The sequence below is a fragment of the Rugamonas sp. FW305-51 genome (assembly GCF_058786935.1).
In genome coordinates this window covers 222,387-248,637 of the sequence record NZ_JBYSZG010000003.1, presented here as the reverse complement: position 1 = coordinate 248,637, position 26,251 = coordinate 222,387, and the positions used below count along the sequence as shown (strand labels likewise).

Here is a 26,251-nt window from a genome sequence, read left to right as displayed (position 1 = left end):
ATCATGAACGGGGCGCACCTCCTGTCCGTGTTCGCCGTCGGCCTGGCCGGCAGCGTGCACTGCATCGGCATGTGCGGCGGCATCGTCGGCGCCCTGTCGGCCACCGCCCCGTCCACTCCCCGGCCGCGTGCCGTGATCGCCATCACCCCGGCCGCCGCGCTGGCCCCCGCCAGCCAGCGCCTGCTGCGCGTGGCCGCCTACAACACGGGCCGCATCAGCAGCTACATGGTGGCCGGCGCCTTGGCCGGCGGCCTGGCCCAGGGCGCGGCCAGCCTGGCCCGGCTGGCCACGCTGCAGCTGGCCTTCTACTGGCTGGCCAACTTGATGCTGGTGGCGCTGGGCCTGTACCTGATGGACGTGTGGCGCGGCCTGGCCCACCTGGAAAGCGCGGGCCAGCTGCTGTGGCGCCGCGTACAGCCGCTGCTCAAGCTGCTGCTGCCCATGGACAGCCAGCTCAAGGCGCTGGCGCTGGGCGGGCTGTGGGGCTGGGTGCCGTGCGGCATGGTCTACAGCGTGCTGCTGACGGCGCTGCTGAGCGGCTCGGCCGTGGACGGCGCGGCCGTCATGCTGGCCTTCGGGCTGGGCACCTTGCCCATGCTCGTCACGCTGGGCCTGATGGGCGCCGGCGTGCGGGCCCGCCTGCAGCAGCGCACCGTGCGCCTGGCTTGCGGCTTGCTGGTGCTGGGCTTCGGCGTGCTGGGCCTGGTGCGGGCCAGCCACGGCGCCTCGCTGGGCTGGCTCGACGCCCTGTGCCTGACGGGGCATCCATGAACCTGCGCCGGACAGCCAGCATGAGCAATGACGCCAGTACAGGCCTGCGCGCCGGGCCGGACCAGGTCCCGGCAAGCATGAGCACCGCACCCGGCATCCCATCCATCGCTGGCGCCGCCCGTTCGGACGGCGCTTCCGGCGCCGAGGCGGGCACGCTTGCCGGTACGGGCGCGAACACCCACGATGCCTATGCGGCTGCCGTTGCCAGTGCGGCTGCCGTTGCCAATGCGGCCGCGGGCACCGGCGAGGTCGCCACCCCGGCCGGCTGCTTCCACTGCGGCCTGCCGCTGCCGCGCGACGGCCGCTGGTCGGTACGGATCGACGGCGTGGCACGCCCCATGTGCTGCCCCGGCTGCGCCAGCGTGGCGCAAGCGATCGTCGACATCGGCCAGAGCGCCTACTATCACGACCGCACCGGCTACGGCGCCACCGCCAGCGCCGAGCAGCTGGTGCCGCCCGAACTGCAGCTCTACACCAACGCCGATCCCCGCTTCGCCGACTGCGCCGACAGCCGCGCCGCCGCCCTGTCGGTGGAGGGCATACGGTGCGCCGCCTGCGTCTGGCTGATCGAGCGCCGCCTGCAGAAGCAGTTCGGCGTGCTGGAAGCGAACCTGAACGTGGCGACGGAAACGCTGCACGTGCGCTGGGACCCGGAGCGCTGCCAGCCGGGCCAGATCCTGCAAGCCGTGCGCGAAGTGGGCTACACGGCCTATCCCTACGAGGCCGACCGCCACGGCGCGCAACTGCAGCGCGCCGTCAAGACCCTGGGCCGCCAGCTGTTCGTGGCCGGCCTGTCCATGATGCAGGTGATGATGTACGTGGCGCCGGCCTACCTGGCCGGCCACGACGGTACGCTGGACGCCTCGATGGCGGCCCTGATGCGCTGGGCCAGCCTGCTGCTGACGCTGCCGGCCATCTGCTACTCGGCGCTGCCGTTCTACCGCGGTGCGCTGGCCAGCGTGCGGGCCCGCATGCCGGGCATGGACGTGCCCGTCACGCTGGGCATCGTGGCCGCCTTCGGCGCCAGCGTGGTGGCCACCTGGCGCGGCACGGGCGAAGTGTATTTCGACTCCGTCACCATGTTCATCTTCCTGCTGCTGTGCAGCCGCTACCTGGAACTGCAGGCGCGCCGCAAGGCGGCCGGGGCGCTGGAACGGCTGCACCACGCGCTGCCCGCGTCGGCCACCCGCATCACCGGCTATCCGGAGCGGCAGGAGGCGGCCGTGGTGCCGGCCGCCGCGCTGGCGGCCGGCGACGTGATCCGCGTCAAGCCGGGCGAGGCGGTGGCGGCCGACTGCGTGCTGCTCGACGCCGACACCTCGTTCGACGTGTCGCTGCTGACGGGAGAGAGCGCGCCCCAGCTCAAGCGGGTGGGCGACGCGGTGCCGGGCGGCGCCATCAACGCCAGCCGCGCCGTGCTGGCCCAGGTCACGCGGCCGGCGCGCGACAGCACACTGTCGGATCTGATACGGCTGGTGGAACGGGCCGGCCAGGGCAAGCCCCGCATCGCCCTGTGGGCCGACAAGGCGGCCGCCCATTTCGTGACGGCGCTGCTGGTCTTCGCCGTGCTCAGTTTTGCCTTCTGGTCGTGGTACGACCCGGCGCAGGCCTGGCCGGTGGCCATTGCCGTGCTGGTCGTGTCCTGCCCTTGCGCGCTGTCGCTGGCCACGCCGACGGCGCTGGCGGCCGCCGGCGACCGCCTGCTGCGGCGCGGCGTGCTGGCCGTGGGTCCGCAAACGCTGGAAACGCTGCACCGCGCCACCCACATCGTGTTCGACAAGACCGGCACCCTGACCGTGGGCAAGCCCGTGCTGCAGGACGTGCTGCTGTACGGCGCCGCCCGCCGCGCCGACTGCGTGCGGATCGCCGCCGCGCTGGAAGCGTCCAGCGCCCACCCGCTGGCCCGCGCGCTGGCGGCGGCGGCCGACGGTCCCCTGCCGTGGAGCGCCGTGGCCGTCGAGGAAACGCCGGGCCAGGGCCTGGCCGGCATGGTGGATGGACAAGCTTACCGCTTGGGTAACGCCGCCTTCGTGGCGGGACTGGCCGGGCCCAACGGCGACGGGCCGCTGGTGGCCGGCGCGCCCGGCACCACGGCCGTGTTCCTGGGCAGTTCCCAGGGCTGGCTGGCCTGCTTCCTGCTGCAGGACGCGCTGCGCGACGATGCCCGCGCCACGGTCGACTATTTCCGCGCCACCGGCAAGACGGTGGTGCTGCTGAGCGGCGACACGCCCGGCCTGACCCGCCACGTGGCCGAGGCGCTGGGCATCACGGACGCCCGCGGCGGCTGCCTGCCGGCCGACAAGCTGGCCTGCGTGCAGCAATTGCAACAGCAAGGCGCCGTGGTGGCCATGGTGGGCGACGGCATCAACGATGCGGCCGTGCTGAGCGCGGCCGACGTCTCGTTCGCCATGGGCTCGGGTGCGGCCCTGGCCCAGGCCCAAGCCGACGCCGTGCTGCTGTCCGGTACGCTGGCGGCCGTGGCCGATACGGCCCGCACGGCGGCTGCCACCATGGCCGTGATCCGCCAGAACCTGGCCTGGGCCACGCTGTACAATCTGGTGGCCATCCCGGCCGCCGCGCTGGGTCTGCTCAACCCCTGGCTGTCGGGCGCCGGCATGGCCGTCAGCTCGGCCGTGGTGGTGCTAAACGCCGTGCGGCTGCGCCGCGCCTGACCTGCAACGTTGTCGAAAGCCTCACATGGAAGCCCTGTACCTGCTCATCCCCCTCAGCGTGCTGCTGGTGTTCGGCGCCCTGTGGCTGTTCTTCCGGGCCGCCGACAATGGCCAGTTCGACGACCTGGTGGGCCCCGGCATGCGCGTGCTGCAGGACGACGACCGCCCGCCCCATCCCGAGGACCAAACGCCCGGCTAAATGGGGCGTGTACCCCCGTACACAATAGTTGGTTCGGGCAATTTTGATCCATATCAAAGATTTTTGAAGTCCTTCCCCGTACCCTTTGATCCACATCATCGAAGCGTTCTCGGGAGAACATCAAGTGGATCAAGCACTGAACTACAACTACAAGATCGTGAAGCAGTTCGCGATCGCTACGGTAGTCTGGGGCATAGTGGGCATGCTGGTCGGCGTCATCATCGCCGCCCAACTGGCATGGCCAGCTCTGAACCTGGACATCCCCTGGCTGACTTATGGACGGATACGCCCGCTCCATACCAATGCCGTCATCTTTGCCTTCGGCATCAGTGGCTTGTTCGCCACGTCCTACTACGTCGTGCAACGCACCTGCCAGGTGCGCCTGTTCTCCGACAAACTGGCCGCCTTCACGTTCTGGGGCTGGCAAGCTGTGATCCTGAGCGCCGTCGTCACGCTGCCGCTGGGCCTGACCCGCGGCAAGGAATACGCTGAGCTGGAATGGCCCATCACGCTGCTGATCGCCGTGGTGTGGATCGCCTACGCCATCGTGTTCTTCGGCACCCTGATGACACGCAAGGTCAAGCACATCTACGTGGCCAACTGGTTCTTCGGCGGCTACATCCTGGCGGTGACGCTGCTGCACGTCGTCAACGGCGCCAGCATGCCCGCCTCGCTGTTCAAGTCCTACTCGGCCTACTCGGGCGTGCAGGACGCCATGATCCAGTGGTGGTACGGCCACAACGCCGTGGGCTTCATCCTGACGGCAGGCTACCTGGGCATGGTCTACTACTTCATCCCCAAGCAAGCTGAGCGCCCTGTGTACTCGTATCGCCTGTCGATCGTGCACTTCTGGGCCCTGATCTTCACCTATATGTGGGCCGGCCCGCACCACCTGCACTACACCGCCCTGCCGGACTGGACCCAGTCGCTGGGCATGGTGTTCTCGCTGATCCTGCTGGCACCATCGTGGGGCGGCATGATCAACGGCATCATGACGCTGTCGGGCGCCTGGCACAAGCTGCGCACCGACCCGATCCTGAAGTTCATGATCGTTTCGCTGTCGTTCTACGGTATGGCCACCTTTGAAGGCCCGATGATGTCGATCAAGACCGTCAACTCGCTGTCGCACTACACCGACTGGGGCATCGCCCACGTCCACGGCGGCGCCCTGGGCTGGGTCGGCTTCATCACCATGGGTTCGATCTACTACCTGCTGCCGCGCCTGGCCGGCCAGCAGAAGATGTGGAGCACCAAGCTGATCGACGTGCACTTCTGGGTCGCCACCATCGGCATCGTGCTGTACATCGCCGCCATGTGGATCGCCGGCGTGATGCAGGGCCTGATGTGGCGCGCAGTCAATCCGGACGGCACCCTGACCTACACCTTCGTCGAAGGCGTCAAGGCCACCTATCCGTACTACGTGGTGCGCTTCGGCGGCGGCCTGCTGTACCTGACCGGCATGTGCCTGATGGGCTACAACACCTACATGACGCTGCGCAACCGCGAAACGGCCGTGGCCCGCATCCCTGCGCTGGCCGCCAAGCACGCCTAACACTGGAGCCGACAAATGAAATTTACGCATGAATGGATCGAGACCAAGCCCTGGCTGCTGATCGCCCTGGTCACGCTGGTGGTCAGCGTGGGCGGCGCGGTCGAGATCATCCCCCTGTTCTTCCAGAAGTCGACCACGGAGCCGGTGGCGGGCCTCAAGCCCTACAGCCCGCTGCGCCTGGCCGGCCGTGACATCTATGTGCGCGAAGGCTGCTACAACTGCCACTCGCAGATGATCCGCCCGTTCCGCGCTGAAACGGAACGCTATGGCCACTACTCGGTGGCCGGCGAATACGTCTACGACCGTCCGTTCCAGTGGGGTTCCAAGCGCACCGGGCCCGACCTGGCCCGCGTGGGCGGCCGCTACAGCGACGAATGGCACAAGACGCACTTGAACAACCCGCGCGACGTGGTGCCGGAATCGAACATGCCGAACTACCCGTGGCTGTCGCAGAACAAGCTCGATCCGACGGAAATCCAGCCCAAGATGCGCGCCCTGCGCCGCCTGGGCGACCCGTACAGCGAGGCGGAAATCGCGGCCGCGCCGGAAGAGCTGAAAGACAAGACTGAAGAAGATGCCCTGATCGCCTACCTGCAAGGCCTGGGTACCGTAATCAAGACGAGGAACTAGCAATGGCACTCGATACCATTTTTGACCACGCCAGCAGCGTGATGACGGTGATTTCCTTCATCACCTTCGTCGGCATCCTGTGGTGGACCTTCGCCGGCCACCGCGCATCCGATTTCGCGACCGCGGCCCAGCTGCCGTTCGCCGATGACGAGGAGAATACCCATGTCTGATTTCACCAGCGGTTTCTGGAACATCTACATCGTCGTACTGACGCTGCTGGGCGTGTTCGGTTGCGCCATCCTGCTGTACTCGCAGTCCAAGATCAAGGCCAACGCCGCCGAGCAGCATGACGGCCCGGTCGGCACCACCGGCCACATCTGGGACGAAGACTTGACGGAGCTGAACACGCCGATGCCGCGCTGGTGGATGATCATGTTCTATCTCACCATCGTGTTCGGCCTGGCCTACCTGTTCCTGTATCCGGGCCTGGGCACCTACGCCGGCAAGCTGGGCTGGACGTCCCACAGCCAGCACGCGGCCGAGCTGAAGCAGGCCGAGAACGACTACGGTCCCCTGTTCAACCAGTACCTGAAGCAGGACCTGAAGGCCGTGGCGGCCGATCCCAAGGCACACGCCATGGGTGAGCGCCTGTTCCTGACCTACTGCGCCCAGTGCCACGGTTCCGATGCCCGCGGCAACAAAGGCTTCCCCAACCTGACGGACAAGGACTGGCTGCACGGCGGCACGCCCGACATCATCAAGACCACCATCATGGGCGGCCGTCACGGCGTGATGCCACCGATGGGTGCGGCCCTGGGCGGGGACAAGGATGTGGAAAACGTGGCAAACTACGTGCTGAGCCTGTCCGGTTCCACGGCCGACCCCATCAAGGCCGTATTCGGCAAGGCCAAGTTCGGCGCCTGCATGGCGTGCCACGGCGCAGACGCGCATGGCAACCAGGCACTGGGCACGCCTAACCTGTCGGACAAGATCTGGCTCTATGGCGGCAGTCTGGAAACGGTCATGGAAACCATCCGCAAAGGCCGCAACAACACCATGCCGGCCTTTGGCGAGTTCCTCGGTGAAGGCAAGGTCCATGTGCTGGCCGCCTACATCTGGAGCCTGTCCAACACCCCCGGCACAGCCGAGGTGGCGGCCAATACCGACACCTCAGCCACTGCCGCCAAGCCGTAAAGAAGCCATGTGATGAATGCGCCACAACCCCAAGTAATCAAGATGTATGCGGCGCGGGAGGAAATCTACCCGCGCGAAACCAAGGGCCGCTATGCCAGCCTGCGCTGGGTCTTCGTCTGGCTGACCCAGCTGGCCTTCTACGGCACGGCATGGCTGACCTGGAATGGCCGCCAGGCCCTGCTGTTCGACCTGGCCGCCCGCAAGTTCTACATCTTTGGCCTGGTGTTGTGGCCGCAGGACTTCATCTACCTGGCGGCACTGCTCATCATCTGCGCCTACCTGCTGTTCCTGGCCACGGCCGTGGCCGGGCGGGTGTGGTGCGGCTTCGCCTGTCCGCAGACGGTCTACACGGAAATCTTCCTGTGGATAGAACGGCAGATCGAAGGCAAGCGCAGTTCGCGCATGCTGCTCGACAAGCAAGGCCCGTCGCTGCAGAAATTCCTCAAGAAAAGCACCAAACACCTGGTCTGGGGCGCCCTGGCGCTGTGGACCGGTTTCACCTTTGTCGGCTACTTCACCCCCATCAAGCAACTGGCGGCGGAAGTGACCACCCTCAGTTTCGGTCCGTGGGAATGGTTCTGGGTCGTGTTCTACGCCTTCGCCACCTACGGCAACGCGGGCTGGATGCGCGAGCAGGTGTGCAAATACATGTGCCCCTATGCCCGCTTCCAGAGCTCGATGTTCGACCGCGACACCCTCATCATCACCTACGACACCAAGCGCGGCGAACCGCGCGGCGCCCGCAGCAAGAACGCCGACGCCAGCAAGCTGGGCGACTGCATCGACTGCACCATGTGCGTCCAGGTGTGCCCGACCGGCATCGACATCCGCAAGGGCCTGCAGTATGAATGCATAGGCTGCGCCGCCTGCATCGACGCCTGCAACGGCGTGATGGACAAGGTCGACCTGCCGCGCGGCCTAATCCGCTACAGCACGGACCACGCCATGGCGGAGAATTACACGACGGCCCAGATCCGGGCCCACGCCCTGCGGCCCCGCGTGCTGATCTACACCGGCATCCTGTGCCTGATCGTGGCCGCCGTGGGCACCGCCCTGTGGCTGCGCACTCCGCTCAAGATGGACGTGATCCGCGACCGCGGCGCCATGGGCCGCGAAGTGGAGGACGGCATGATCGAGAACGTCTACCGGCTGCAGATCATGAACACCACCGAGCAAGCCCACACCTACCGCATCCGCGTGTCCGGCATGGACCAGCTGAGCCAGGTGACGGCCGACACCGTCAAGGTGGGCCCGACGGAAACGCTGGCCCACCCGATCCGCCTGCGCGCCGCGCATGGCGCCGGCCACAAGGGTTCGAACAAGATCAACGTGGAGCTGGAAGCGATCGACGACCCCAGCCTGCACGTCCGTGAACATGCGGTCTTCATCGTACCGCGCTAAGGAGTAACAGCATGTCGCAAGTGATACCCATCGACCAGCACGCCCGCAACCTGCCCTGGTACCGCCACCGCTGGCCCTGGCTGTTGATGCTGGGCCCGTTCCTGGTGGTGGTGGCCGGCAGCTACACCATGTGGCTGGCCTACACGCGCCAGGACGCGCTGGTGGTGGGCGACTATTACAAGCAGGGCAAGGCCATCAACCAGGACTTGCGGCGCGACCGCGTGGCCACGGCGCTGAAGCTGGCCGTGGCGCTGCGCTACAACCCGGAACAGGGCGTGCTGATGGGCCGTCTGGACAGTCCCGTCAAGGCCCAGCCCGGCCGCCTGCTGCTGCACCTGGCCCACGCCACGCTGCCGGAAAAGGATGTGCAGCTGGTGGTGCAGCCGGACGCGGACGGCGGCTTCACGATCGCCTTGCCCATGCTCGAGCGCAGCCGCTGGCTGGTACAGGTGGAAAACGAAAAACGCGACTGGCGCCTGGACGGCACCTGGAACTGGCCAGCCGAACGGGAAATCCAGATGCATGCCGACACGCCCGCCGCCGCACCGGCCGAATAACGGCGGCGCCGGACAAAAAAGGGGGACGTAACTGCGTTACGTCCCCCTTTTTTTGCGTGTTGAGGGTCAGTTTGAGAACCCCCGATTTTTTTTCAGCCGCAGGTCTGGGTGCCGGCCGTGATGGCTTTCAGCATGGCGGGATTGAGCAGCTCGATTTCGCGGTTGCTGACCCGTAGCATGCCTTCCTTCTTGAACTTGGACAGCAGGCGGCTGACGCTTTCGATGGTCAGCCCCAGGTAGTTGCCGATTTCCTCGCGCGTCATGCGCAGCTGGAAGGTGGTGGCCGAGTAGCCGCGCGCCTCGTAGCGCGACGACAGGTTGACCAGGAAGGCGGCGAAACGCTGCGTCGCTTGCATATTGCCCAGCAATAGCATGACGCTTTGCTCGCGCGTGATCTCCTGGCTCATCATGCGGTGGAAGTGGCGCAGCAAGGTTGGCATATCGACCAGCAATTGCTGCAGGCTGCCGAACGGGATCTCGCACACTTCGCTGTCTTCCAGGGCGATCGAATTGCAATGGTGGCGGTCGGTGCTGATGGCGTCCATGCCCAGCAACTCGCCGGCCATCTGGAAACCCGTGATCTGTTCGGCGCCGTCCGGGTTGACCTGGAACGTCTTGAAATGCCCGAGGCGGATCGCAAACAGGCTGGCGAACGGATCACCGATGCGGAACAGGGTGCCGCCGCGCGGCACCTTGCGGCGCCGGCCGATGATCTGGTCGAGACGGTCCATGTCGGCCGTGTCCAGCCCCATGGGCAAGCACAGCTGGTGCATGCTGCAACTGGAACAGCGCGCGCGCAACGCTTCTACCGATACACCCGGCAAAACGAGGGAGGGAAGAGCTTGTATCATGCTGCCAGTGTAGCCTATTTGCCGCCAAATTCCGGCAATGCCACACTCATCCAATCAGGTATTCAAGCCTGAAACTTGCGGCTTGCAAGTAGCGCGCCGCGGCTGTTATCGTTCTTGCCATGCACAGTCAATGATAGGAGAATTCCTACGCGGCCGCGCACACTGCTGACCGTTCCACTCCCCAAGCAAGGACCTCATGAAGCCGCTCGGCATCAAAGCCAAAGTCGCCCTGGCCACCAGTCTCACCTCGATCCTGATGATCGCGCTGGTGACCGTGGTGCAGACGCAACGCATGCGCGACGATTTCACCAAGGTGCTGTTCGACCAGCAGACGGCCCTGGTCAACCGCACGGCCGAGGAACTGGACGACAAGTTGCTGATGTTGCTGGCCATCGTGGAGCGGTCGGCCAAGCTGCAGCCGCCCGCCATCGCCGCTTCGACGGACCAGCTGCGGGCCTATTACCGCGAGCGCGCCGTGCTGTCGCTGTTCGACGACTTGCTGGTGCTGGGCCCGGACGGTGCCATCGTGGCCGACCTGCCGGCCGTGCCGGGGCGCACCGGTACCAGTGCCGCCGACCGCGCCTTCTTCCAGCAGGTCATGCGTACCCATAAACCGATGATCACGGAGCCGCTGGTGGGCAAGATCGGTAAGCAACCGATCGTGCAGATGGCCGCGCCCGTGTTCGATGCGCACGGCCAGGTGGCATGCGTGCTGGTGGGCGTGTTGCGGCTGTACAAGGACAACCTGCTGGGCCACCTGCGCACGGCCAAGGTGGGCCGCAGCGGCTACTATTTTGCCCTCACGCGCGGTCCGGCGCCCGTGTACGTGCTCCATCCCGACCTCAAGCGGCTGCTCCAGCCCCGCCCCCCCAACGCCAACCCGGCCACCACGCGCGCCCTGCGCGATGGCTACGAAGGCACGGTGATCTCCGCCAACAGCGCCGGGGTGCGGGCCCTGACCAGCCTCAAGGCCCTGAAGTCGGTCGACTGGGTGCTGGGCGCCTCGCTGCCGGCCGAGGAAGCGTTCGAGCCCTTCGACGGCGTGCTGTACCGCGTGGCCCTGTGGAGCGCGCTGGCCGCCGCGCTCGGTGCGATCCTGATCGGCTGGCTCACCCTGCACCTGGTGGCGCCGCTGCTGCGCCTGCATGAAGCCATTGTCCGGCTGCGGCGCGACACCAGCCATTTCAGCCCGCTGCCGGTGCAAAGCCAGGACGAGATCGGCCAGCTGACGACGGCCTTCAACAGCCTGATGCGCGAACGGCTGGCGGCCGACGCCCGCCTGCAGCGCCTGATCGAACTGGCGCCCAACGCCATCGTGGTGGTGGATGGCGCCGGCCACATCGAAACCTTCAACCGCGAGGCCGAACGCTGCTTCGGCTACGGGCGGGCCGACGTCATCGGCCAGCCGCTGGAAATGCTGATGCCGGCCCGGCTGCGGGATCGCCACGCGGCGCACCGCCTGCAGTTCGTGACCGTCCGCCTGAGCGACGAGCCGGTGCGCATGGGCAAGGGCAGCGAGTTGCTGGGCCTGCGCCAGGACGGCACCGAGTTCCCCGTCGAAATCAACCTGAGCGCCGTGCGCACGGACCAGGGCACCAAGGTGCTGGCCGTGATCGCCGACGTCACCGAGCAGCACCGCCTGCGCGGCGAGCTGGAGGCGCGCGCGCGCGAGCTCGAACGCGAACGGGACCGGGCCGAGGCGGCCAACCGGGCCAAGAGCGACTTCGTGGCCAACATGAGCCATGAAATCCGCACCCCCATGAATGGCGTGCTGGGCATGGTCTACCTGCTGGCCAACACGCCGCTCACGGCGCAGCAGCGCAAATACCTGACCATGGTGCGCATGTCGGGCCAGTCGCTGCTGGCCATCCTCAACGACGTGCTCGACTTTTCCAAGATCGAGGCGCGCCGCATGGAACTGTCGCCGGCCGAATTCGAGCTCGATGAAATCCTCAACACGCTGGCCACCACCATGACCATGAGCGCCGGCGACAAGGAACTGGAGCTGGCCATCATGGTGGAGCCGGAAGTGCCGTGCCTGCTGCACGGCGACGCCCTGCGGTTGCAGCAAGTGCTGGTCAACCTGGCCGGCAACGCCATCAAGTTCACGCCCCAGGGCGAGGTGGTGGTGAGCGTGGCGCTGGCGCAGCGCGACGGCCAGACGGCCCGGCTGCGCTTCGAGGTGCGCGACACGGGCATCGGTATCACGGCGCAGCAGCAGGGCCAGTTGTTTGCGGCCTTTTCCCAGGGCGACGTCAGCATCACGCGCCGCTTCGGCGGCACCGGCCTGGGGCTGGTCATCAGCAAGCGCCTGATCGAACTGATGGGCGGGCAGATCGACGTCAGCAGTGTGGCCGGGCAGGGCACGCGCTTCTGGTTCACGCTGCCGTTCGAGGTGCTGCCGGAGCAGGGCCGGCCGCGCCGCACGCCCGCGCTGGGACCGCTGCGCGTGCTGGTGGCGGACGACAACCGCACCAGCCGCGAACTGATCGGCAAGCTGATCCGGGCCTGGGGCTGGCAGGCCGACGAGGCCGACTCCGGCACGGCCGCCCTGGCCCGCTACCGGGCCCAGCGCGAAGCGGGCCAGCCCTACGACGTGGTGCTGGCCGACTGGCACATGGCCGACATGGGCGGCCTGACGGCGGCCAAGGCCATCAGCCAGGCGGCCCACGGCAAGCAGCCCATCGTGGTGATGATCAACGCCTTCGCGCTGGACCGGCTGGAAGAGATTTCCAGCGCGCCCGAGGCGGACGTGGTGCTGGTCAAGCCCATCACCAGTTCCAATCTGTTCGACGCGCTGCACCAGGCGCTGGCCGCCAAGGCCGGCGGCGACGATGGGCCGGCGCCGGAACGCGGCATCGGCGGCCGCCTGCGCGGCGTGCACCTGCTGCTGGTGGAGGACAACCTGCTGAACCAGACGGTGGCGCGCGGCATCCTGGAGCAGGCCGGCGCCACGCTGGACGTGGTGGGCGACGGCCAGCAGGCGGTGGACTTGCTGCGCAGCTCGGCGGGCCGTTACGACGCCGTGCTGATGGACATGCAGATGCCGGTGCTGGACGGCTTCAGCGCCACCCGCATCCTGCGCCAGGAGCTGGGCCTGCGACTGCCCGTGATCGCCATGACGGCCGGGGTGCTGGCGTCCGAACGCAGCCGCTGCGTCGAAGCCGGCATCTCCGACTTCATTCCCAAGCCGATCGAAGTGGAACAGATGCTGGCCGTGATCGCGCGCCAGTTGCCGGCGCTGGCGGCGGCATCCGCGGTGCCAGCGGCGGTGGCATCCGCGGTGCCAGCGGCGCCGCCCGCCGCCGACGACAGCGCGTTCAACATGGACAGCCTGATGCGCGTGATGGGCAAGGACCCCAAGGGCCGCCAGGTGATGTACAAGATGGTGCAGGGCGTACTCGACACGGGCCTGCAGCCCCTGACTGACGCGGCCACGGCGCTGCGGGAAGGCCGCACGGAAGACGCGGCCCGCCTCTATCACAGCCTGCGGGGCGCCGTCGGCGTGCTGGGCGCCAAGCGCCTGGTGCAGGCCACCATCGCGGCCGAAAGCGGCATCACCGAGCAGAACGACGACGCCGCCCAGGCCCACTGGCAAGCCGTCCATGCCGCACTGTCCGACACGTTGAGCCAGGCCCGCGCCTGGCTCGCACGCGAACAGGGCTGATGGCGCGTCATGGCCGGCGCCACCGCGGCGCCCGCCGTTAGTCGGCCTTCGGCTCGGCCTTGTTGTCGCCCAGGTATTTGCGGTAGATGGCGTCGAAGTGGCCGTTTTCCTTGATGTGCTTGAGGCCGGCGTTAAAGTCGTCGCGGTAGCGCTTGTTCCAGAACACGGGGCGGTAGTCCATGGGGTTGAACTTGACGAAGCTTTGCTCCGCCACGGGCCGCAGCTGGATCGATTTGTTCAGCGACAGCAGCAGGGTGAAATAGCGGAAGATGTTGCGGTCGCTGAGCACCACGTCATAGCGGCCCTTGTCGAGCGTGAGCACTTGCAGCGCCTGGTCGTTCTGCTCGAAGTAGCGGCCCGCCTTGTCCACCGGACCCAGCCAGTCGGGATAGCGTTTGGCGCCGCCGGGGAAGGACAGCACGCTCAGGCCCCGCAAATCCTCGGGCTTGCGTATCACCAGGTTGCGCTCCTTGAGCGTGATGAACACGTTATCGTAGAACACGGCCGGGTCGCCGTAGTAGGCGCCCACGGCCCGCATGTCCTGCCCCAGGTCCGTCATGGCCGCGTCCACCTGATGCGCCTTGAAGGCGACGGGGATGCGGGCGAACGAATAGTAGATGGGCTTGAGCACGTGGCCGCGGTAGGCCAGCGCCTGGCCCAGCACTTCGATTTCGATGCCCGAATTGGTTTCGGGGAAGCAGAACGGCGGGATCTTTTCGCCGAACGCCATGGTGATCTCGTCGGCGCGCGCCAGCACCGTCCACAGGCACAACGACGCTGCCGCCGCCCACCGCAGCCGCCGGCCAGGTCCACCGCTTTCCGCCCACATGACACACTCCGTTCAAAACTGGTGACGCATCCCCGCCGCGATCACGCGCCGCGCGCCGCCGGGCAGCGAGACCTGGTAACTGGCCCCGCCGTCGTTGCTCAAATGAGAGCCGATCAGGTACAAATTGGTACGCCTGGACAGCGTGTGATAGTAGGCCAACGCCAGCTGGGTGGCGTCCGCGTCGCGATTGTAGAAGTCGCTCTTGTGCACATAGTCGGCCGCGATCAGGTTGCGCCCGACCGGCAGGCTGAGGCCGAACAGGGTGTCGCGCGTGTCGAGCGTCGTGTCGTTGCGGCTGCGGGCCAGCACCAGCCAGCCCTTGAAGCGGCCGAAATCGTAGCTGCCGCCCAGCAGGTGGCTGCGGGCCAGCTTCATGCCCAGCAGGTCGTTGGCGTTGTGGTAAGCCAGCACCACGTTGAGCGGGCCGGCCGCGTAGCCGATGTCGCCGCTGAGCTGGCGGTTGGCCTGGCTGTTGCCCGCCACTTCGCCGGCGCCGTAGGCCAAATCGCCATACACCCCGCCCAGTGTGGACGGCAGCGAATACTTGACCGTGTTATCCATGCGCACGCCGGAGTCGTAGAACACCCGGGTCGATTCGCCCGGCCCCTTGGCGTCGAACGGGTCGTTGGTGGCGATGGCGCCGAAATAGGGGGTGAACATGCGGCCCGCGCGCACGGCGCCGAACGCGCCGCTCAGGCCCACCCAGGACTGGCTGCCGAACGGACGGCCGGCGAACGAAGGCTGGCCCGTGTCGGCCTCGATCTGCGATTCGACCACGAAGATGGCGCGCAAGCCGCTGCCCAGGTCTTCCGTGCCCTTGATGCCGAGCCGGCTGGCCGTCTGCTGGCCGCTGTCGACCCGGGTCAGGCGCTTGCCGGAATCGCTGTCGGAGGTGATGGCCAGGTCCAGCACGCCGTACACCTGGACCTGCGCGTGCGCCAGCATGGGCTGCAACGCCAGCGCCAGGCATATCGGTATAAATCGTTTCACGCTGATCCTCCGTGGCATGGCGCAGCTGGCAATGCAAGTCGCCGATGAATATCCGTTGTACTCTGCGGCGTGCCACTGGTCAATATCTTGTACCCGGGCGGCAACAGGATATTGCCGCCCGGGGCAAGGCGTCCCAAGGCGGGCCATGCCGGCCACGCAGCATGGAAACAACAACTGGCGGCGCCCGGCCCGCGCCATGCCCGAGCGGCATGGCTGGCGGGCACGGCGCACGCCGTCTCACCTTGCTATGAGGCAAGAATGTACGGTATCGTATTGGTCGCCAGCGCGCAGGCGATGCGCTACCATTGAACTTTACCAAAACCCAACCTTTTTCTGGAGACAGCTATGCCACGCCAAGAAGTCACACTCGACGAAGTCACGGCGGCGGCCATCGACCTGCGGAACGAGGGCAAGGAAGTGTCGCCCGACACGGTGCGCGAAGCACTGGGCACCGGCTCGGCGGGCGCCATCCACCGGCACCTGGCCGCATGGCGCGGTCGCGAAGCGCTGATCCAGGCCGAGCGCGACATGGATGAGCTGGCCAAGGCCGGCGAAACGCTCGAAAGCGAGCGCGACGAACTGAAGGCGCAGCTGGCCAGCGTGACGATCGCGCGCGACCAGGCGCTGGCGCTGTCGGCCGAGCAGACGGAAGACATCGAGCGGCTGCGGGCCGAACTGCGCGACGCGCGCCAGGTGGCGACGGACGCGCTGGTGGGCAAGGCCAAGGACCAGCTGGCCATCGAGGGCAAGGACGCCCAGCTGGCCGACCTGCGCCAGCAGATGGAGCGCAACGTGGCCTCGTCGGCCGCGCTGTCGGACGCCCGCCTGAAGGCCGAAATGGATCTGGTGGGCGCCGCCACGGCGCGCGACAACTTCGAGGCCGATGCGAAGGAACTGCGCAGCAAGCTCGACAAATCCAACGCCGAGCGCATCGCGCTGCGCGCCGAGCTGGAGGCGCTCAAGGCGAGCGCATAAGGCCCCCGACCGCGGCCGCAGCTGAAAAAAAACGCCCCGCCCGGGGCGTTTTCGTTTTACCTCCTCGACTACGCCTACCTGCCGTGCATCGCCTTTAACATTCCCAGCAAATCGAATCCGCGCGACAGGTGGAACAGCAGGGCCACACCCAGCACGGCGGCGGCGGTGACGACAATGGTCTTTTTCATGGTAGCTCCTCAAGCGTGGGCCAGTGCCACGCGCACCGGCAAAGCGGCGGCGCGGCGGGCGGGAAGGTAGCCGGCCATCAGCGCGCCGGCCAGCACCAGGGCCAGCCAAAGCGCCGATGCCTGCGCCGAGACGACGAAGGGCAGCGGCATGCCGAACGACGCGCGCCCCAGGAAGTCGCCCAGCGCCGCCGACAGCGGCAAGGACAGCAGCACAGCCGCCACCCAGCTCAGGCCCGCCATGGCCAGGCCCTCGCCCAGGATGTTGCGCATCAAGGTGGGCCCGCGCGCCCCGATGGCGCGCATGATGCCGATTTCGCGCGTCCGTTCGACCACCGCCGTCGCCATCGAGGAACCCAATCCCAGCACGCCCACCAATGCCATCACCACCGAGATGGCGACCAGGTTGAAGATCAGGATGAACACATGGCCATTGAGCGCCGTGTCCAGGGCCGACTCCGTGATCACGCGGCGCACGCCGACGCCGGCTTGTTCCAGGCGCCGTTCCACCAGCGCGGCCGCGCCGGCCCGGCTCGCGGCGTCATGCCGGTCCAGCGCGACGCGCAGCAGGGCGACCTGGCCGTCCGGCCGGCCACCGGCGAGCGCCAGGGCGCGCGGCGAAACGAAGCCCTGCGCCGGCGAAAGGATTTCACGCACCATGCCGACCACCTGCAACCGTATGGCGCGGCCTTCCACGTCGACCATGAGCGGCTGGCCAACACGGGCCTCGGGGAAGCGGGCGCGCGCGCCGGGATTGAGGACGATCTCGTCGCCGCTGTCCGGTGCGAGCCAGCGCCCTGCGAGCACCGGCAGCGCCAGCATGGTGCTGCCGGCCGGCGCCGCGCGCAGGTCCAGGCTGCCGTGGCCGCCGTCGGGATAGGTGCGCTCGATGGACTGCCCGTCCGCGCGCGCGCGGCTGGCGGCGACGGTGTCCCATGCCTCGACCGCCCGCACGCCGGGCAGGCCGCGCAACAGCGGCATCACGGCCGCTGCGTCCTGGACGTGGTTGAGCGCCACCTCCAGGTCGTAATGGCGCTCGTCCGCCGACATGGCGATGTTGCGCTTCCATGCCGCCGTCACATCCAGGCTGGCGATGAACAGTGCGCCGGCAGTCGCCAGCAGCCCGACCGTGAGCAGCAGGCGGCCACGCCGGCGGAACATATTGCGCAGCGCCAGCAACAACGTGCGGTCCACGCCGCGCACACGGCCCAGCAGGGCGTCGATGCGGTGGCGGCCGAAGTCCTTGTTGCCCACGCCCGTGTCGTCGATGGCCGCGCGCACCGTGATGCGGCTGGCGCGCCGCACCGGCGGCAGCGTGAAGGCCAGCGGCACCAACGTGCCGGCCGCGAACTGCACCAGATAGACCCAATGCGGCGCGGCGCGGCTGGCGAGCGTGAAGTTCAGCAGTCTGGCGACGGCGCCGGTCAGCGCATCGCCCGCCACGGCGCCGAGCGGTATGCCGATGGCGCAGGCCAGGACGGCGCTCGCGGCGACGGCGCCGAGGTACAGCCGGGCGATCTGCCAGGAGCGCGCGCCGACGGTCTTCATCACCCCGATCTGGCGCACCTGCTGCGCCAGCATGGCATTGACCATGGTGGCCGACAGGATGGCGCTGACCACCAGCGCCAGCACGCCGAACATCAGCAGCATCAACAACATGCCCGACATCTGGCCCTGGTGCGGATGCTTGCCGGGCGGCGGCACGTAGATCGCGTGGACGGTGTGGCCGCGGGCACGCAGCCAGCTGGCCGTCTGGCCGGCGATGCGGGTAATCGACTGCTCGCTCATCGGATCGCCGGCGACCATGATCTTCAGGATGGCTTGCAGGTGGATGTCGCCCAGCGCGGCGGCGGTGGCCGGCGTCATGTAGGTGTAGGCGGCCTGCTCCTGGCCGGCCGGCGCGAGGCTGGGGTCATGCACGGTGCCGGCCAGGACGACGGCATGCGTTTGTCCCTCGCCATCCTTGACCTGCAGGGTGGCGCCATCCTTCGCGTCCAGCATGGCGGCCGCCTCCCGTTCCAGCAGGATGGCGCCGTCCGGCGCCGGCCAGGCGCCGCTGTTGGGGAAGAAGCGGCTGATCCCCATGGCGCGGAAGTCCGGCACGATGAACGCCTTCATGCCGTACCACTGGCCGCCTGGACTCTGCACACGGGCCTGCCCGGTGGCGCGCACCTCGGCGGCGGCGATGCCGGGCAGGGCCCGCACCTGCGCCAGCAAGGCGTCATCGATCGCATCGACTTCGAGCGAGGCCGAGGCCGGCCGCGTATCCATGTAATTGCGGTTGACCTCGCGCGTGAGCACCGTGTACGCATCGAGCAGGGTGCCCACGCCCGCCACGCCGGCGGCGATGGCGGCCACCATCATCAGCATGCGGCCACGCGCCAGCCACAGGTCGCGGGCGATCTTGGTCCAGCGCGGACTAGTCATGGCTCAGCTCCTCCACACGCTGCGGGCTCGCTTCCGCCACGAAGGCGCCGTCCACCAGCGTGAGCACGCGCGAGAAGCGCGGCGCGTATTCGCGCTCATGCGTCACCATGATGATGGTGCGGCCCTCGCCGACCAGCGACTGGAACAGGCGGATCACTTCGCCGGCCGTGTGGGTATCGAGGTTGCCGGTCGGTTCATCGGCGACCAGCAGTGGCGGGTCGTTGGCGAGCGCGCGCGCGATGGCCGCGCGCTGCTGCTGGCCGCCGGACAGATCGCAGGGCAGCTTGTCGGCCTGTTCGCGGATGCCCAGCTTGTCGAGCAGGGCCAGCGCCCGCGGGCGGCGCTCGGCGTTGGGCCAGCGCTGGCAAAAGTCCATCGGCAGCATGACGTTCTCCACCACCGTCAACGTGGGCAGCAGCTGGAAGAACTGGAACACGATGCCCACGTTCAGGCCGCGCCACGCGGACAACTGCTCCTGGTCCAGCGCGTGCACGGCGGTGCCGGCGACGTGGATCTCCCCCGCGCTGGGACTGTCGATGCCGGCCAGCAGGTTGAGCAGGGTGGACTTGCCGCTGCCGGATTTGCCGACGATGGCGACGAATTCGCCGGCCTGCACCTGCAGGTCGACGTCGCGCAACGCCGTGAAGCTGCGCCCGGCGACAGGATAGCGCTTGCCGACGCGCCGCATGGTGATCAATGGTGGTTTGGTCATGGTGGTTCCCTCGGTGGTGACAGTGACGCCATTGGAACGCCGCCGCATTGCTGGCACATGTCTGGCCTCCGCATTTTTTCTTCCGAAGATTTCCCGCTCCCGGCCAGCAACATTGGGAAACAAAACGATAGCGTTCCATCAAGGTTTTCGGCTATAACAACGGCATGCCCCCCACTGACCACATCCTGATCGTCGACGACGACGCCGACATCCGCGAACTGCTCGCGCAATACCTGGAGCGCAACGGCTTCAAGGTGAGCCTGGCCGCCCACGGCCGCCAGATGCGCGCCACCCTCGCCGCCGGCGCGGTGGACCTGGTGGTGCTGGACCTGATGCTGCCGGGCGAAGATGGCCTGCAACTGTGCCGCGACCTGCGCGCGGGCGCGGGCGCGCACCTGCCGGTGGTCATGCTGACGGCGCGCGGCGACGAGGCCGACCGCATCCTCGGGCTGGAGATGGGCGCCGACGACTACCTCGCCAAGCCCTTCGCCGCGCGCGAGCTGCTGGCGCGCATCCGCGCCGTGCTGCGCCGCGCCCGCGCGCTGCCGCCCGGCCTGGCGCGGCGCGAGGACACGGGCATGCTGGCCTTCGGCAGCTGGCGGGTCGACACGCACGCGCGCAACCTGCTCGACCGGCAGGGCACCACGGTGGTGCTGTCGGGCGCCGAATACCGCCTGTTGCGCGTCTTCCTCGACCACCCGCAGCGGGTGCTGAGCCGCGACCAGTTGCTCAACCTGACCCAGGGACGGGACGCCGACGCCTACGACCGCTCGATCGACATCCTCGTTTCGCGCCTGCGCAGCCGCCTGCGCGACGGCCAGAGCGACGTCGCCTACATCAAGACGGTGCGCAACGAGGGCTATGTGTTTGCGGCGACGGTGGAAGGGGGAGGTTCCGAATGAGAGCCTGGCCGCGCACGCTGTTCGGCCGCCTGGTGGCCATCGCCGTACTGGCCCTGCTGGCGGCGCACGTGCTCAACTTCACGGTGGCGTTCTACGTGCAGAGCCATGCCGCGCGCAGCGGCGCGAGCTACACCGTCGGGCGCGACATGGCGGCGCTGATCGGCGTGCTGGAACAAAGCCCCGCCGCCGAGCGCGCGGCGTGGCTGCGGCACCTGGCGCGGCGCGAATACACCTACCGCCTGGGCGGACCGGATGGGAAGGCGCTGGCATCGGAAAACGCGGCACGCTTCGCGGCCGGGGTGCAAGCGGCGCTCGGTCCGCCATACGTGGTGCGCGCGAGCGAAGCCGCGCGGCCGGAGGCGGCGCTGTCGCTCGGCGTCACGCTGGCGGACGGCACGCCGCTGCACGTGGACGTGGCGCCGCCCGCGCCGCCGGACCGGCTCTGGCCCGGCGTGTACGTGGTCGTGCAACTGGTGTCGATCGTCTTCTTCACCTGGCTGGCCGTGCGACAGGCCACCATGCCGTTGTCGCGCCTGGCCGACGCGGCGGACCGGCTGGGCACGACGGCGGACCCGGTGGTGCTGGCGGAAGCAGGCCCGCTCGAAGTGCGGCGCGCCGCCAGCGCCTTCAATGCGATGGGACGCCGCATCACCGCCCACCTCGCGGAGCGCCTGCAAATCCTCGCCGCCATCGCGCACGACCTGCAAACGCCGATCACCCGCATGCGCCTGCGGGCGGACCTGATGGACGACGCCAGCCAGCGCAACCGGATCGAAGCGGACCTCGACGCGATGCAGGCGTTGGTGGAACAGGGCCTGGCCTACGCGCGCACGGCGAACAGCGCCAGCGAGGCGGCGGTGCGGCTGGACGTGGACGCGTTTATCGACGCGCTGGTCTGCGACTACCGCGATGCAGGGCAAGTGATCCGCATCGACGGCGCCTGCGGCAAGGCCTTGCGCGTGCGCCTGCAAGCGCTGCGCCGCATCGTCACCAACCTGGTGGACAATGCCTTGCGCTACGCCGGCGACGTAGAGATCGGCCTGGGCGTGGGCGCAGGCGGCGCGCTCGAACTGGAAGTGCGCGACCGGGGACCGGGGATACCTGAGGGTGAACTGGCCAGCGTCATCCAACCCTACTACCGGCTCGAAGCGTCACGCAACCGCGACACGGGCGGCGCGGGCCTGGGACTGGCGATCGTGCACCAGCTGCTGACCGCCATGGGCGGCACGCTCGAATTATCGAACCGCCCCGGCGGCGGCCTGGTGGCGCGCTGCGTGGTGCCGGGTTAGGCGGGCGGAGGCAGCTCCGCAAGCGAATCCCGGCCGGCTTGCCGCCGCAGCTCGTGGCGGAGTGTTTTAGCGGCGTTGTGGCAAGCCGTCACATCGGTCCAACTTTTCTGTAATCGCTCTGCCGATTATCAACGGACTCTGGCCATTGCAAGGCTAAGGTGGAGCTACCGTGCCCTTGCGCATACCACGCCGCCAGCCCGGACCAAAGCATCCAAGCATGGGGGGCATCCGCACCCCGGTTGAGGCCATGCGGAGTATCAGCGCCCCGATGTGCAAATCACCGTTGACGACAATTAAAGTCACAAATAACACCGGAGCCATGGCGCGGGCCGCGAACAAGAGGAATCGGCCACAAAAACTGGTTGGTCAGTATGGATAAAGTCGCTGGGACTAAATTTACAACGAGCGCGCCGAGCTCGCCGCCCTCGAATCCCGCCTCGCCAAAACCCGAGCCATCAAGCAAGGCATGATGCAAGAACTGCTGACCGGGAGGACGCGACTGATATGACCCCCATGACGGAGGCACAACTGCGGCAAGTGCTGGCTGGTGGCGAAGACAGCCGCCACCAGTTCAAGCGCGATGCCACCAACGCCGACGGTCTGGCGGCCGAGTTGGCGGCTTTCGCCAACAGCGGTGGCGGCCGCTTGTTTATCGGCGTGGCCGATGACGGCAGCATTGCCGGCCTGGATGCCGCGGCGGTGCGGCGCCTGAACCAGCTGCTCAGCAACGCCGCCAGCCAGCATATGCGCCCGCCCGTGCATCCGCTGACCGAGAACATCCAGACGGCGCAGGGCGTCGTGCTGGTGGTGACAGTAGCCGATGGTTTGAGCAAGCCCTACATGGACTTGCAAGGCCGGGTATGGGTCAAGAACGGTGCCGACAAACGCCATGTGACGGCCCGTGAAGAATTGCAGCGCATGTTCCAGCGCGCCGGCTTGGTCTACGCCGATGTAGTGCGCGTGGCCGGCAGCTCGGCGGCGGATATCGACAACAAGGCTTTCAATGCCTATTTCAACCGCCGTTATGCCAATAACAGCGAGCTCGCCGGCCAACCGCTGGAGCAGATGTTGCGCAACCTGGGCCTGGGCGACGGGAGCGAACTGAACCTGGCGGGCCTGCTACTGTTTGGCAAACATCCGCAACAGTTTCGCCCAGCTTTCGAGGTAAAGGCCGTGGCCTTCCCCGGCACGGCATTGCACGATGCGCGTTACCTCGATAGCGAAGACATCGACGGCCCATTGCTGGAGCAATATCAGCGCAGCTTTGCCTTTATCCGTCGCAACCTGCGCCATGTGCAGGGCGAACAAGGCTTCAATACGCTGGGGCAGTTGGAAATTCCGGAACCGGCCGTGGAGGAGTTACTGGTCAACGCGCTGATACACCGCGACTATTTCACCAGCGCCTCGATCCGGCTGATGGTGTTTGCCGACAGGGTAGAGATCGTCAGCCCCGGCCATCTGCCCGACAGCTTGAATACCGAGGCGATCCGTCGTGGCGCGACCAATCGCCGCAATCCCACGCTCACTGAACACGCCGTCCATATCCTGCCCTATCGAGGATTGGGCACGGGCATTCCCCGGGCATTGCATGACTGGCCCGCGATTGAGCTGATCGAAGACATGGCCGCCAACCAGTTCCGCGTAGTCATTGCACGGCCGGCATCGCGGACCGTGAGCGCCAGAGCCACCCCCGAAGTCACCCCCGAAGTCACCCCCGAAGTCGCACGGCTTGTGGCTGTGCTGCGGGGCGAGATGAAGCGGGCCGATATTCTGGCGGCACTCGGCTTGAGAGACGAAAAACACCTCCGCAACACCTACCTTCGCCCTGCCATTGAGGCCGGATTGATAGAGATGACCATTCCGGGCAAGCCTCAAAGCAGCCTGCAAAAATATCGGCTGACGCCACAAGGGCTGAAGCATGTTACAAAATCGGGAGAGAACCCAGGTGAACAATAAATTGCGCCCCGAATGAGTCACACAAAACCGCGTTATCAAGCGCATCACCACACCTGTCGCCGATGGCGGCCTGGGTTATGTTTATCTCGGCAACTGGAGCAAAGACAAGGACAACCGCTGCATCGAGTCGGACCTGCTGCGCGCAAGTATGAAGAGGCGCGGCTACTCCGATGCCCCCATTTCTCAGGCTGTCGAAAGACTGCTGGCTGCCAGCGACGTGACCGGCATAACGTTGTACCAGGCAAATCTGCGTACCTATCAGTTGCTGCGCTATGGCGTCCCGGTACAGATATGCCATATCCAGGCTGGGCTGGATTCGCCAGCACAAAATGGGGAAGCTGCAATCATAGGGCAGGCCATATCCGCCTCAACACAGAGCTAGTTAAAAAGCCGAAGGACTTGTTGGAATACGTGATTGTGCATGAGATGGCGCACTTGCTGGAACCGACGCACAGTGATCGGTTTGTGGCGATCTTGGACAAGGCCTATCCGACATGGCGTGAAGCACGTGCGGAGCTGAATGATTTACCGTTAGTTGCAGAAGTTTGGGAACACAAGTAGTAAGTGGGCCTGAAGCCAAAAACGCCGGCTTGCGAGAAGCCGGCGTTCATACCGTTACTGCCATAAGAACGATCTACGGGACCTTATTCCACCGTCACCGACTTGGCCAGATTCCTCGGCTTATCCACATCCGTCCCCCGCGCCAGCGCCGAGTGGTAGGCCAGCAGCTGCAGCGACACCACATGCAGTATCGGCGACAGCAAGCCGTAGTGCTCCGGCATGCGGATCACATGCACGCCTTCGCCCGGCGTGATGCGCGAATCGACGTCGGCGAACACGTACAGCTGGCCGCCGCGGGCCCGCACTTCCTGCATGTTCGACTTCAGTTTCTCGATCAGCGTGTCGTTCGGGGCGATGGTGACGACCGGCATTTCCTCCGTCACCAGCGCCAGCGGGCCGTGCTTGAGCTCGCCCGCCGGATAGGCTTCGGCGTGGATGTAGGAAATCTCCTTGAGCTTGAGCGCGCCTTCCAGGGCGATCGGGTAGTGCATGCCGCGGCCCAGGAACAGGGCGTTTTCCTTGCGGGCGAAATCTTCGGCCCAGGCGATGATCAGCGGCTCCAGCGCCAGCACGGCGGAAATGGCGACCGGCAGGTGGCGCATGGCTTTCAGGTGGGCCGCTTCTTCCTCATCCGTCAGGCGGCCGTTCACTTGCGCCAGCGTCAGCGTCAGCAGGAACAGGGCCGCCAGCTGGGTGGTGAAGGCCTTGGTGGAGGCCACGCCCACTTCCACCCCGGCGCGCGTGATGTAGGCCAGCTTGCATTCGCGCACCATGGCGCTGGTGGCCACGTTGCAGACCGTCAGCGTGTGCTCCATGCCCAGGCTGCGGGCGTGCTTGAGGGCGGCCAGGGTGTCGGCCGTTTCGCCGCTCTGGGAGATCGTCACCACCAGCGTGTTGGGGTGGGGCACGCTGTCGCGGTAGCGGTATTCGCTGGCGATTTCCACGTTGACGGGGATCTTGGCCACCGATTCGATCCAGTACTTGGCCGTCAGGCCGGCGTAGTAGCTGGTGCCGCAGGCCAGGATGAGCACGCGGTCGATCTGCTTGAACACCTTGTAGGCGCCATCGCCGAACAGTTCGGGCATGATGCCCGTCACGCCTTCGAGCGTGTCGCCGATCACGCGCGGCTGCTCGAAGATTTCCTTCTGCATGTAGTGGCGGTACGGGCCCAGCTCGGCCGCGCCCGTGTGGGCGTGGACGGTTTTCACTTCGCGCTGCACTTGCTTGCCGTCGGTGTCGACGATCCAGGTGCGGCCCAGTTGCAGGTCGACCACGTCGCCTTCTTCCAGGTAAATGATCTGGTCGGTGGTGCCGGCCAGCGCCATGGCGTCGGAGGCGACGAAGTTCTCGCCCTGGCCCAGGCCCACGATCAGGGGCGAGCCCTGGCGCGCCGCCACCACGCGGTGCGGTTCTTCGCGGCAGAACACGGCGATGGCGTAGGCGCCATGCAGGCGCTTGACGGCGTGCTGCACGGTGTCGAACAGGTCGCCGTTGTACATGTGGTCGACCAGGTGGGCGATCACTTCCGTGTCGGTCTGGCTCTGGAACACGTAGCCGAGGGCCGTCAGTTCCGCGCGCAGTTCGTCGTGGTTTTCGATGATGCCGTTGTGTACCAGGGCGATGCGGGCCTGGTCGGCGCTGGGCGAGAAGTGCGGGTGGGCATTATGGGTGGCCGGCGCGCCGTGGGTGGCCCAGCGGGTGTGGGCGATGCCGGTAAAGCCTTGCAGGTGCGATTCCTGGGTCTGCTTTTCCAGGTCGGCCACGCGCGAGGTGCTGCGCGAACGCTGCAGCTGGCCATCCACGTGCAGCGCCACGCCGCAGGAATCGTAGCCGCGGTATTCCAGGCGCTTGAGGCCCTCCAGCAGGATGGGGGTGATGTTACGTTGCGCTACCGCGCCGACGATGCCGCACATAATGACCTCTTGGGGTAAGAAATTTGCAATGAATGCATCGTAGAACAGCGGCAATGAAATATGCTGTCTAAATTCGCC

Annotated in this window: 21 protein-coding genes; 15 read left to right on the top strand and 6 right to left on the bottom strand. The window is 67.0% G+C overall.

What is annotated here, in order from left to right:
- Positions 1 to 3 precede the first annotated feature (3 nt).
- The 9 genes from AC3WOS_RS03695 to AC3WOS_RS03655 all read left to right on the top strand — a co-directional run bounded on the left by AC3WOS_RS03695 (position 4) and on the right by AC3WOS_RS03655 (position 8,916).
- Positions 4 to 771: a sulfite exporter TauE/SafE family protein gene (locus AC3WOS_RS03695; protein WP_492714480.1), complete on the top strand. Its 768-nt coding sequence runs from the start codon at positions 4 to 6 to the stop codon at positions 769 to 771.
- Positions 772 to 791: 20 nt separating this feature from the next.
- Positions 792 to 3,443 carry a heavy metal translocating P-type ATPase gene (locus tag AC3WOS_RS03690; protein WP_492714479.1) on the top strand — a complete coding sequence of 884 codons (2,652 nt, stop codon included), beginning with the start codon at positions 792 to 794 and terminating at the stop codon, positions 3,441 to 3,443.
- Positions 3,444 to 3,468: 25 nt separating this feature from the next.
- Positions 3,469 to 3,642, top strand: a complete 174-nt coding sequence (gene ccoS / locus AC3WOS_RS03685) for a cbb3-type cytochrome oxidase assembly protein CcoS (protein WP_492714478.1) — start codon at positions 3,469 to 3,471, stop codon at positions 3,640 to 3,642.
- A 124-nt stretch (positions 3,643 to 3,766) separates the two neighbouring features.
- Positions 3,767 to 5,194 carry a cytochrome-c oxidase, cbb3-type subunit I gene (gene ccoN / locus AC3WOS_RS03680; RefSeq protein ID WP_492714477.1) on the top strand — a complete coding sequence of 476 codons (1,428 nt, stop codon included), beginning with the start codon at positions 3,767 to 3,769 and terminating at the stop codon, positions 5,192 to 5,194.
- A 15-nt stretch (positions 5,195 to 5,209) separates the two neighbouring features.
- Complete coding sequence (gene ccoO, locus AC3WOS_RS03675; protein WP_492714476.1) at positions 5,210 to 5,824, top strand: cytochrome-c oxidase, cbb3-type subunit II; 615 nt, start codon at positions 5,210 to 5,212, stop codon at positions 5,822 to 5,824.
- Between the two features lie 2 nt (positions 5,825 to 5,826).
- A complete protein-coding gene (locus AC3WOS_RS03670) occupies positions 5,827 to 5,994 on the top strand; it encodes a cbb3-type cytochrome oxidase subunit 3 (protein ID WP_492714475.1) in 168 nt (55 codons plus the stop codon).
- A complete protein-coding gene (gene ccoP, locus AC3WOS_RS03665; RefSeq protein WP_492714474.1) occupies positions 5,987 to 6,958 on the top strand; it encodes a cytochrome-c oxidase, cbb3-type subunit III in 972 nt (323 codons plus the stop codon). The genes AC3WOS_RS03670 and ccoP overlap by 8 nt, the downstream gene beginning before the upstream one ends.
- Before the next feature lie 12 nt (positions 6,959 to 6,970).
- Positions 6,971 to 8,359, top strand: a complete 1,389-nt coding sequence (gene ccoG / locus AC3WOS_RS03660; protein ID WP_492714473.1) for a cytochrome c oxidase accessory protein CcoG — start codon at positions 6,971 to 6,973, stop codon at positions 8,357 to 8,359.
- Positions 8,360 to 8,370: 11 nt separating this feature from the next.
- Positions 8,371 to 8,916 carry a FixH family protein gene (locus AC3WOS_RS03655; protein WP_492714472.1) on the top strand — a complete coding sequence of 182 codons (546 nt, stop codon included), beginning with the start codon at positions 8,371 to 8,373 and terminating at the stop codon, positions 8,914 to 8,916.
- Between the two features lie 92 nt (positions 8,917 to 9,008).
- On the opposite strand, the gene fnr is transcribed toward AC3WOS_RS03655, so the two are convergent.
- The gene (fnr, locus tag AC3WOS_RS03650) at positions 9,009 to 9,767 is read right to left on the bottom strand and encodes a fumarate/nitrate reduction transcriptional regulator Fnr (RefSeq protein WP_492714471.1); all 759 of its coding nucleotides are present in this window, start codon (positions 9,765 to 9,767) and stop codon (positions 9,009 to 9,011) included.
- A gap of 196 nt (positions 9,768 to 9,963) precedes the next feature.
- Between fnr and AC3WOS_RS03645 the strand changes: the two genes are divergently transcribed.
- Complete coding sequence (locus tag AC3WOS_RS03645) at positions 9,964 to 13,434, top strand: response regulator (protein ID WP_492714470.1); 3,471 nt, start codon at positions 9,964 to 9,966, stop codon at positions 13,432 to 13,434.
- Positions 13,435 to 13,471: 37 nt separating this feature from the next.
- Here the strand turns inward: AC3WOS_RS03645 and AC3WOS_RS03640 are convergent, their stop codons facing one another.
- On the bottom strand, positions 13,472 to 14,263 hold the full coding sequence (locus AC3WOS_RS03640; protein WP_492714469.1) for a substrate-binding periplasmic protein: 792 nt from the start codon (positions 14,261 to 14,263) through the stop codon (positions 13,472 to 13,474).
- Between the two features lie 12 nt (positions 14,264 to 14,275).
- Entirely contained in the window at positions 14,276 to 15,253 is a 978-nt protein-coding gene (locus AC3WOS_RS03635) for a porin (RefSeq protein WP_492714468.1), read from the bottom strand.
- 345 nt (positions 15,254 to 15,598) lie between these two features.
- Here AC3WOS_RS03635 and AC3WOS_RS03630 point away from each other — a divergent pair, with 345 nt between their 5' ends.
- Positions 15,599 to 16,228, top strand: a complete 630-nt coding sequence (locus AC3WOS_RS03630) for a DNA-binding protein (RefSeq protein ID WP_492714467.1) — start codon at positions 15,599 to 15,601, stop codon at positions 16,226 to 16,228.
- Positions 16,229 to 16,425: 197 nt separating this feature from the next.
- On the opposite strand, the gene AC3WOS_RS03625 is transcribed toward AC3WOS_RS03630, so the two are convergent.
- Positions 16,426 to 18,840, bottom strand: coding sequence for an ABC transporter permease (locus tag AC3WOS_RS03625; RefSeq protein WP_492714466.1), 2,415 nt, complete (start codon positions 18,838 to 18,840; stop codon positions 16,426 to 16,428).
- Positions 18,833 to 19,552, bottom strand: a complete 720-nt coding sequence (locus tag AC3WOS_RS03620; RefSeq protein WP_492714464.1) for an ABC transporter ATP-binding protein — start codon at positions 19,550 to 19,552, stop codon at positions 18,833 to 18,835. Before AC3WOS_RS03620 ends, AC3WOS_RS03625 begins: the two co-directional genes overlap by 8 nt.
- 164 nt (positions 19,553 to 19,716) lie before the next feature.
- On the opposite strand from AC3WOS_RS03620, the gene AC3WOS_RS03615 reads away from it, so the two are divergent.
- From AC3WOS_RS03615 to AC3WOS_RS03600, 4 genes are all read left to right on the top strand, one after another.
- The gene (locus AC3WOS_RS03615) at positions 19,717 to 20,454 is read left to right on the top strand and encodes a response regulator (RefSeq protein WP_492714463.1); all 738 of its coding nucleotides are present in this window, start codon (positions 19,717 to 19,719) and stop codon (positions 20,452 to 20,454) included.
- A complete protein-coding gene (locus tag AC3WOS_RS03610; RefSeq protein WP_492714462.1) occupies positions 20,451 to 21,743 on the top strand; it encodes an ATP-binding protein in 1,293 nt (430 codons plus the stop codon). Before AC3WOS_RS03615 ends, AC3WOS_RS03610 begins: the two co-directional genes overlap by 4 nt.
- A gap of 504 nt (positions 21,744 to 22,247) precedes the next feature.
- Positions 22,248 to 23,699 (top strand): Fic family protein, encoded by a 1,452-nt coding sequence (locus AC3WOS_RS03605; protein WP_492714461.1) that lies wholly within the window; start codon positions 22,248 to 22,250, stop codon positions 23,697 to 23,699.
- A 12-nt stretch (positions 23,700 to 23,711) separates the two neighbouring features.
- Positions 23,712 to 24,260 carry a M48 metallopeptidase family protein gene (locus tag AC3WOS_RS03600; protein ID WP_492714460.1) on the top strand — a complete coding sequence of 183 codons (549 nt, stop codon included), beginning with the start codon at positions 23,712 to 23,714 and terminating at the stop codon, positions 24,258 to 24,260.
- 83 nt (positions 24,261 to 24,343) lie between these two features.
- On the opposite strand, the gene glmS is transcribed toward AC3WOS_RS03600, so the two are convergent.
- Positions 24,344 to 26,173: a glutamine--fructose-6-phosphate transaminase (isomerizing) gene (glmS, locus tag AC3WOS_RS03595; RefSeq protein ID WP_492714459.1), complete on the bottom strand. Its 1,830-nt coding sequence runs from the start codon at positions 26,171 to 26,173 to the stop codon at positions 24,344 to 24,346.
- Positions 26,174 to 26,251: the final 78 nt, after the last annotated feature.

Bases quoted from the DNA above. Each gene is read 5' to 3' on its own strand.
- AC3WOS_RS03600 (WP_492714460.1), top strand. From the start codon at position 23,712: ATGAGTCACACAAAACCGCGTTATCAAGCGCATCACCACACCTGTCGC.
- AC3WOS_RS03605 (WP_492714461.1), top strand. From the start codon at position 22,248: ATGACCCCCATGACGGAGGCACAACTGCGGCAAGTGCTGGCTGGTGGC.
- AC3WOS_RS03690 (WP_492714479.1), top strand. From the start codon at position 792: ATGAGCAATGACGCCAGTACAGGCCTGCGCGCCGGGCCGGACCAGGTC.
- glmS (WP_492714459.1), bottom strand. From the start codon at position 26,173: ATGTGCGGCATCGTCGGCGCGGTAGCGCAACGTAACATCACCCCCATC.
- AC3WOS_RS03620 (WP_492714464.1), bottom strand. From the start codon at position 19,552: ATGACCAAACCACCATTGATCACCATGCGGCGCGTCGGCAAGCGCTAT.
- AC3WOS_RS03610 (WP_492714462.1), top strand. From the start codon at position 20,451: ATGAGAGCCTGGCCGCGCACGCTGTTCGGCCGCCTGGTGGCCATCGCC.
- ccoO (WP_492714476.1), top strand. From the start codon at position 5,210: ATGAAATTTACGCATGAATGGATCGAGACCAAGCCCTGGCTGCTGATC.
- fnr (WP_492714471.1), bottom strand. From the start codon at position 9,767: ATGATACAAGCTCTTCCCTCCCTCGTTTTGCCGGGTGTATCGGTAGAA.
- AC3WOS_RS03640 (WP_492714469.1), bottom strand. From the start codon at position 14,263: ATGTGGGCGGAAAGCGGTGGACCTGGCCGGCGGCTGCGGTGGGCGGCG.
- AC3WOS_RS03630 (WP_492714467.1), top strand. From the start codon at position 15,599: ATGCCACGCCAAGAAGTCACACTCGACGAAGTCACGGCGGCGGCCATC.
- AC3WOS_RS03625 (WP_492714466.1), bottom strand. From the start codon at position 18,840: ATGACTAGTCCGCGCTGGACCAAGATCGCCCGCGACCTGTGGCTGGCG.
- AC3WOS_RS03670 (WP_492714475.1), top strand. From the start codon at position 5,827: ATGGCACTCGATACCATTTTTGACCACGCCAGCAGCGTGATGACGGTG.
- AC3WOS_RS03695 (WP_492714480.1), top strand. From the start codon at position 4: ATGAACGGGGCGCACCTCCTGTCCGTGTTCGCCGTCGGCCTGGCCGGC.
- AC3WOS_RS03645 (WP_492714470.1), top strand. From the start codon at position 9,964: ATGAAGCCGCTCGGCATCAAAGCCAAAGTCGCCCTGGCCACCAGTCTC.
- AC3WOS_RS03615 (WP_492714463.1), top strand. From the start codon at position 19,717: ATGCCCCCCACTGACCACATCCTGATCGTCGACGACGACGCCGACATC.
- ccoG (WP_492714473.1), top strand. From the start codon at position 6,971: ATGAATGCGCCACAACCCCAAGTAATCAAGATGTATGCGGCGCGGGAG.
- AC3WOS_RS03655 (WP_492714472.1), top strand. From the start codon at position 8,371: ATGTCGCAAGTGATACCCATCGACCAGCACGCCCGCAACCTGCCCTGG.
- ccoP (WP_492714474.1), top strand. From the start codon at position 5,987: ATGTCTGATTTCACCAGCGGTTTCTGGAACATCTACATCGTCGTACTG.
- ccoS (WP_492714478.1), top strand. From the start codon at position 3,469: ATGGAAGCCCTGTACCTGCTCATCCCCCTCAGCGTGCTGCTGGTGTTC.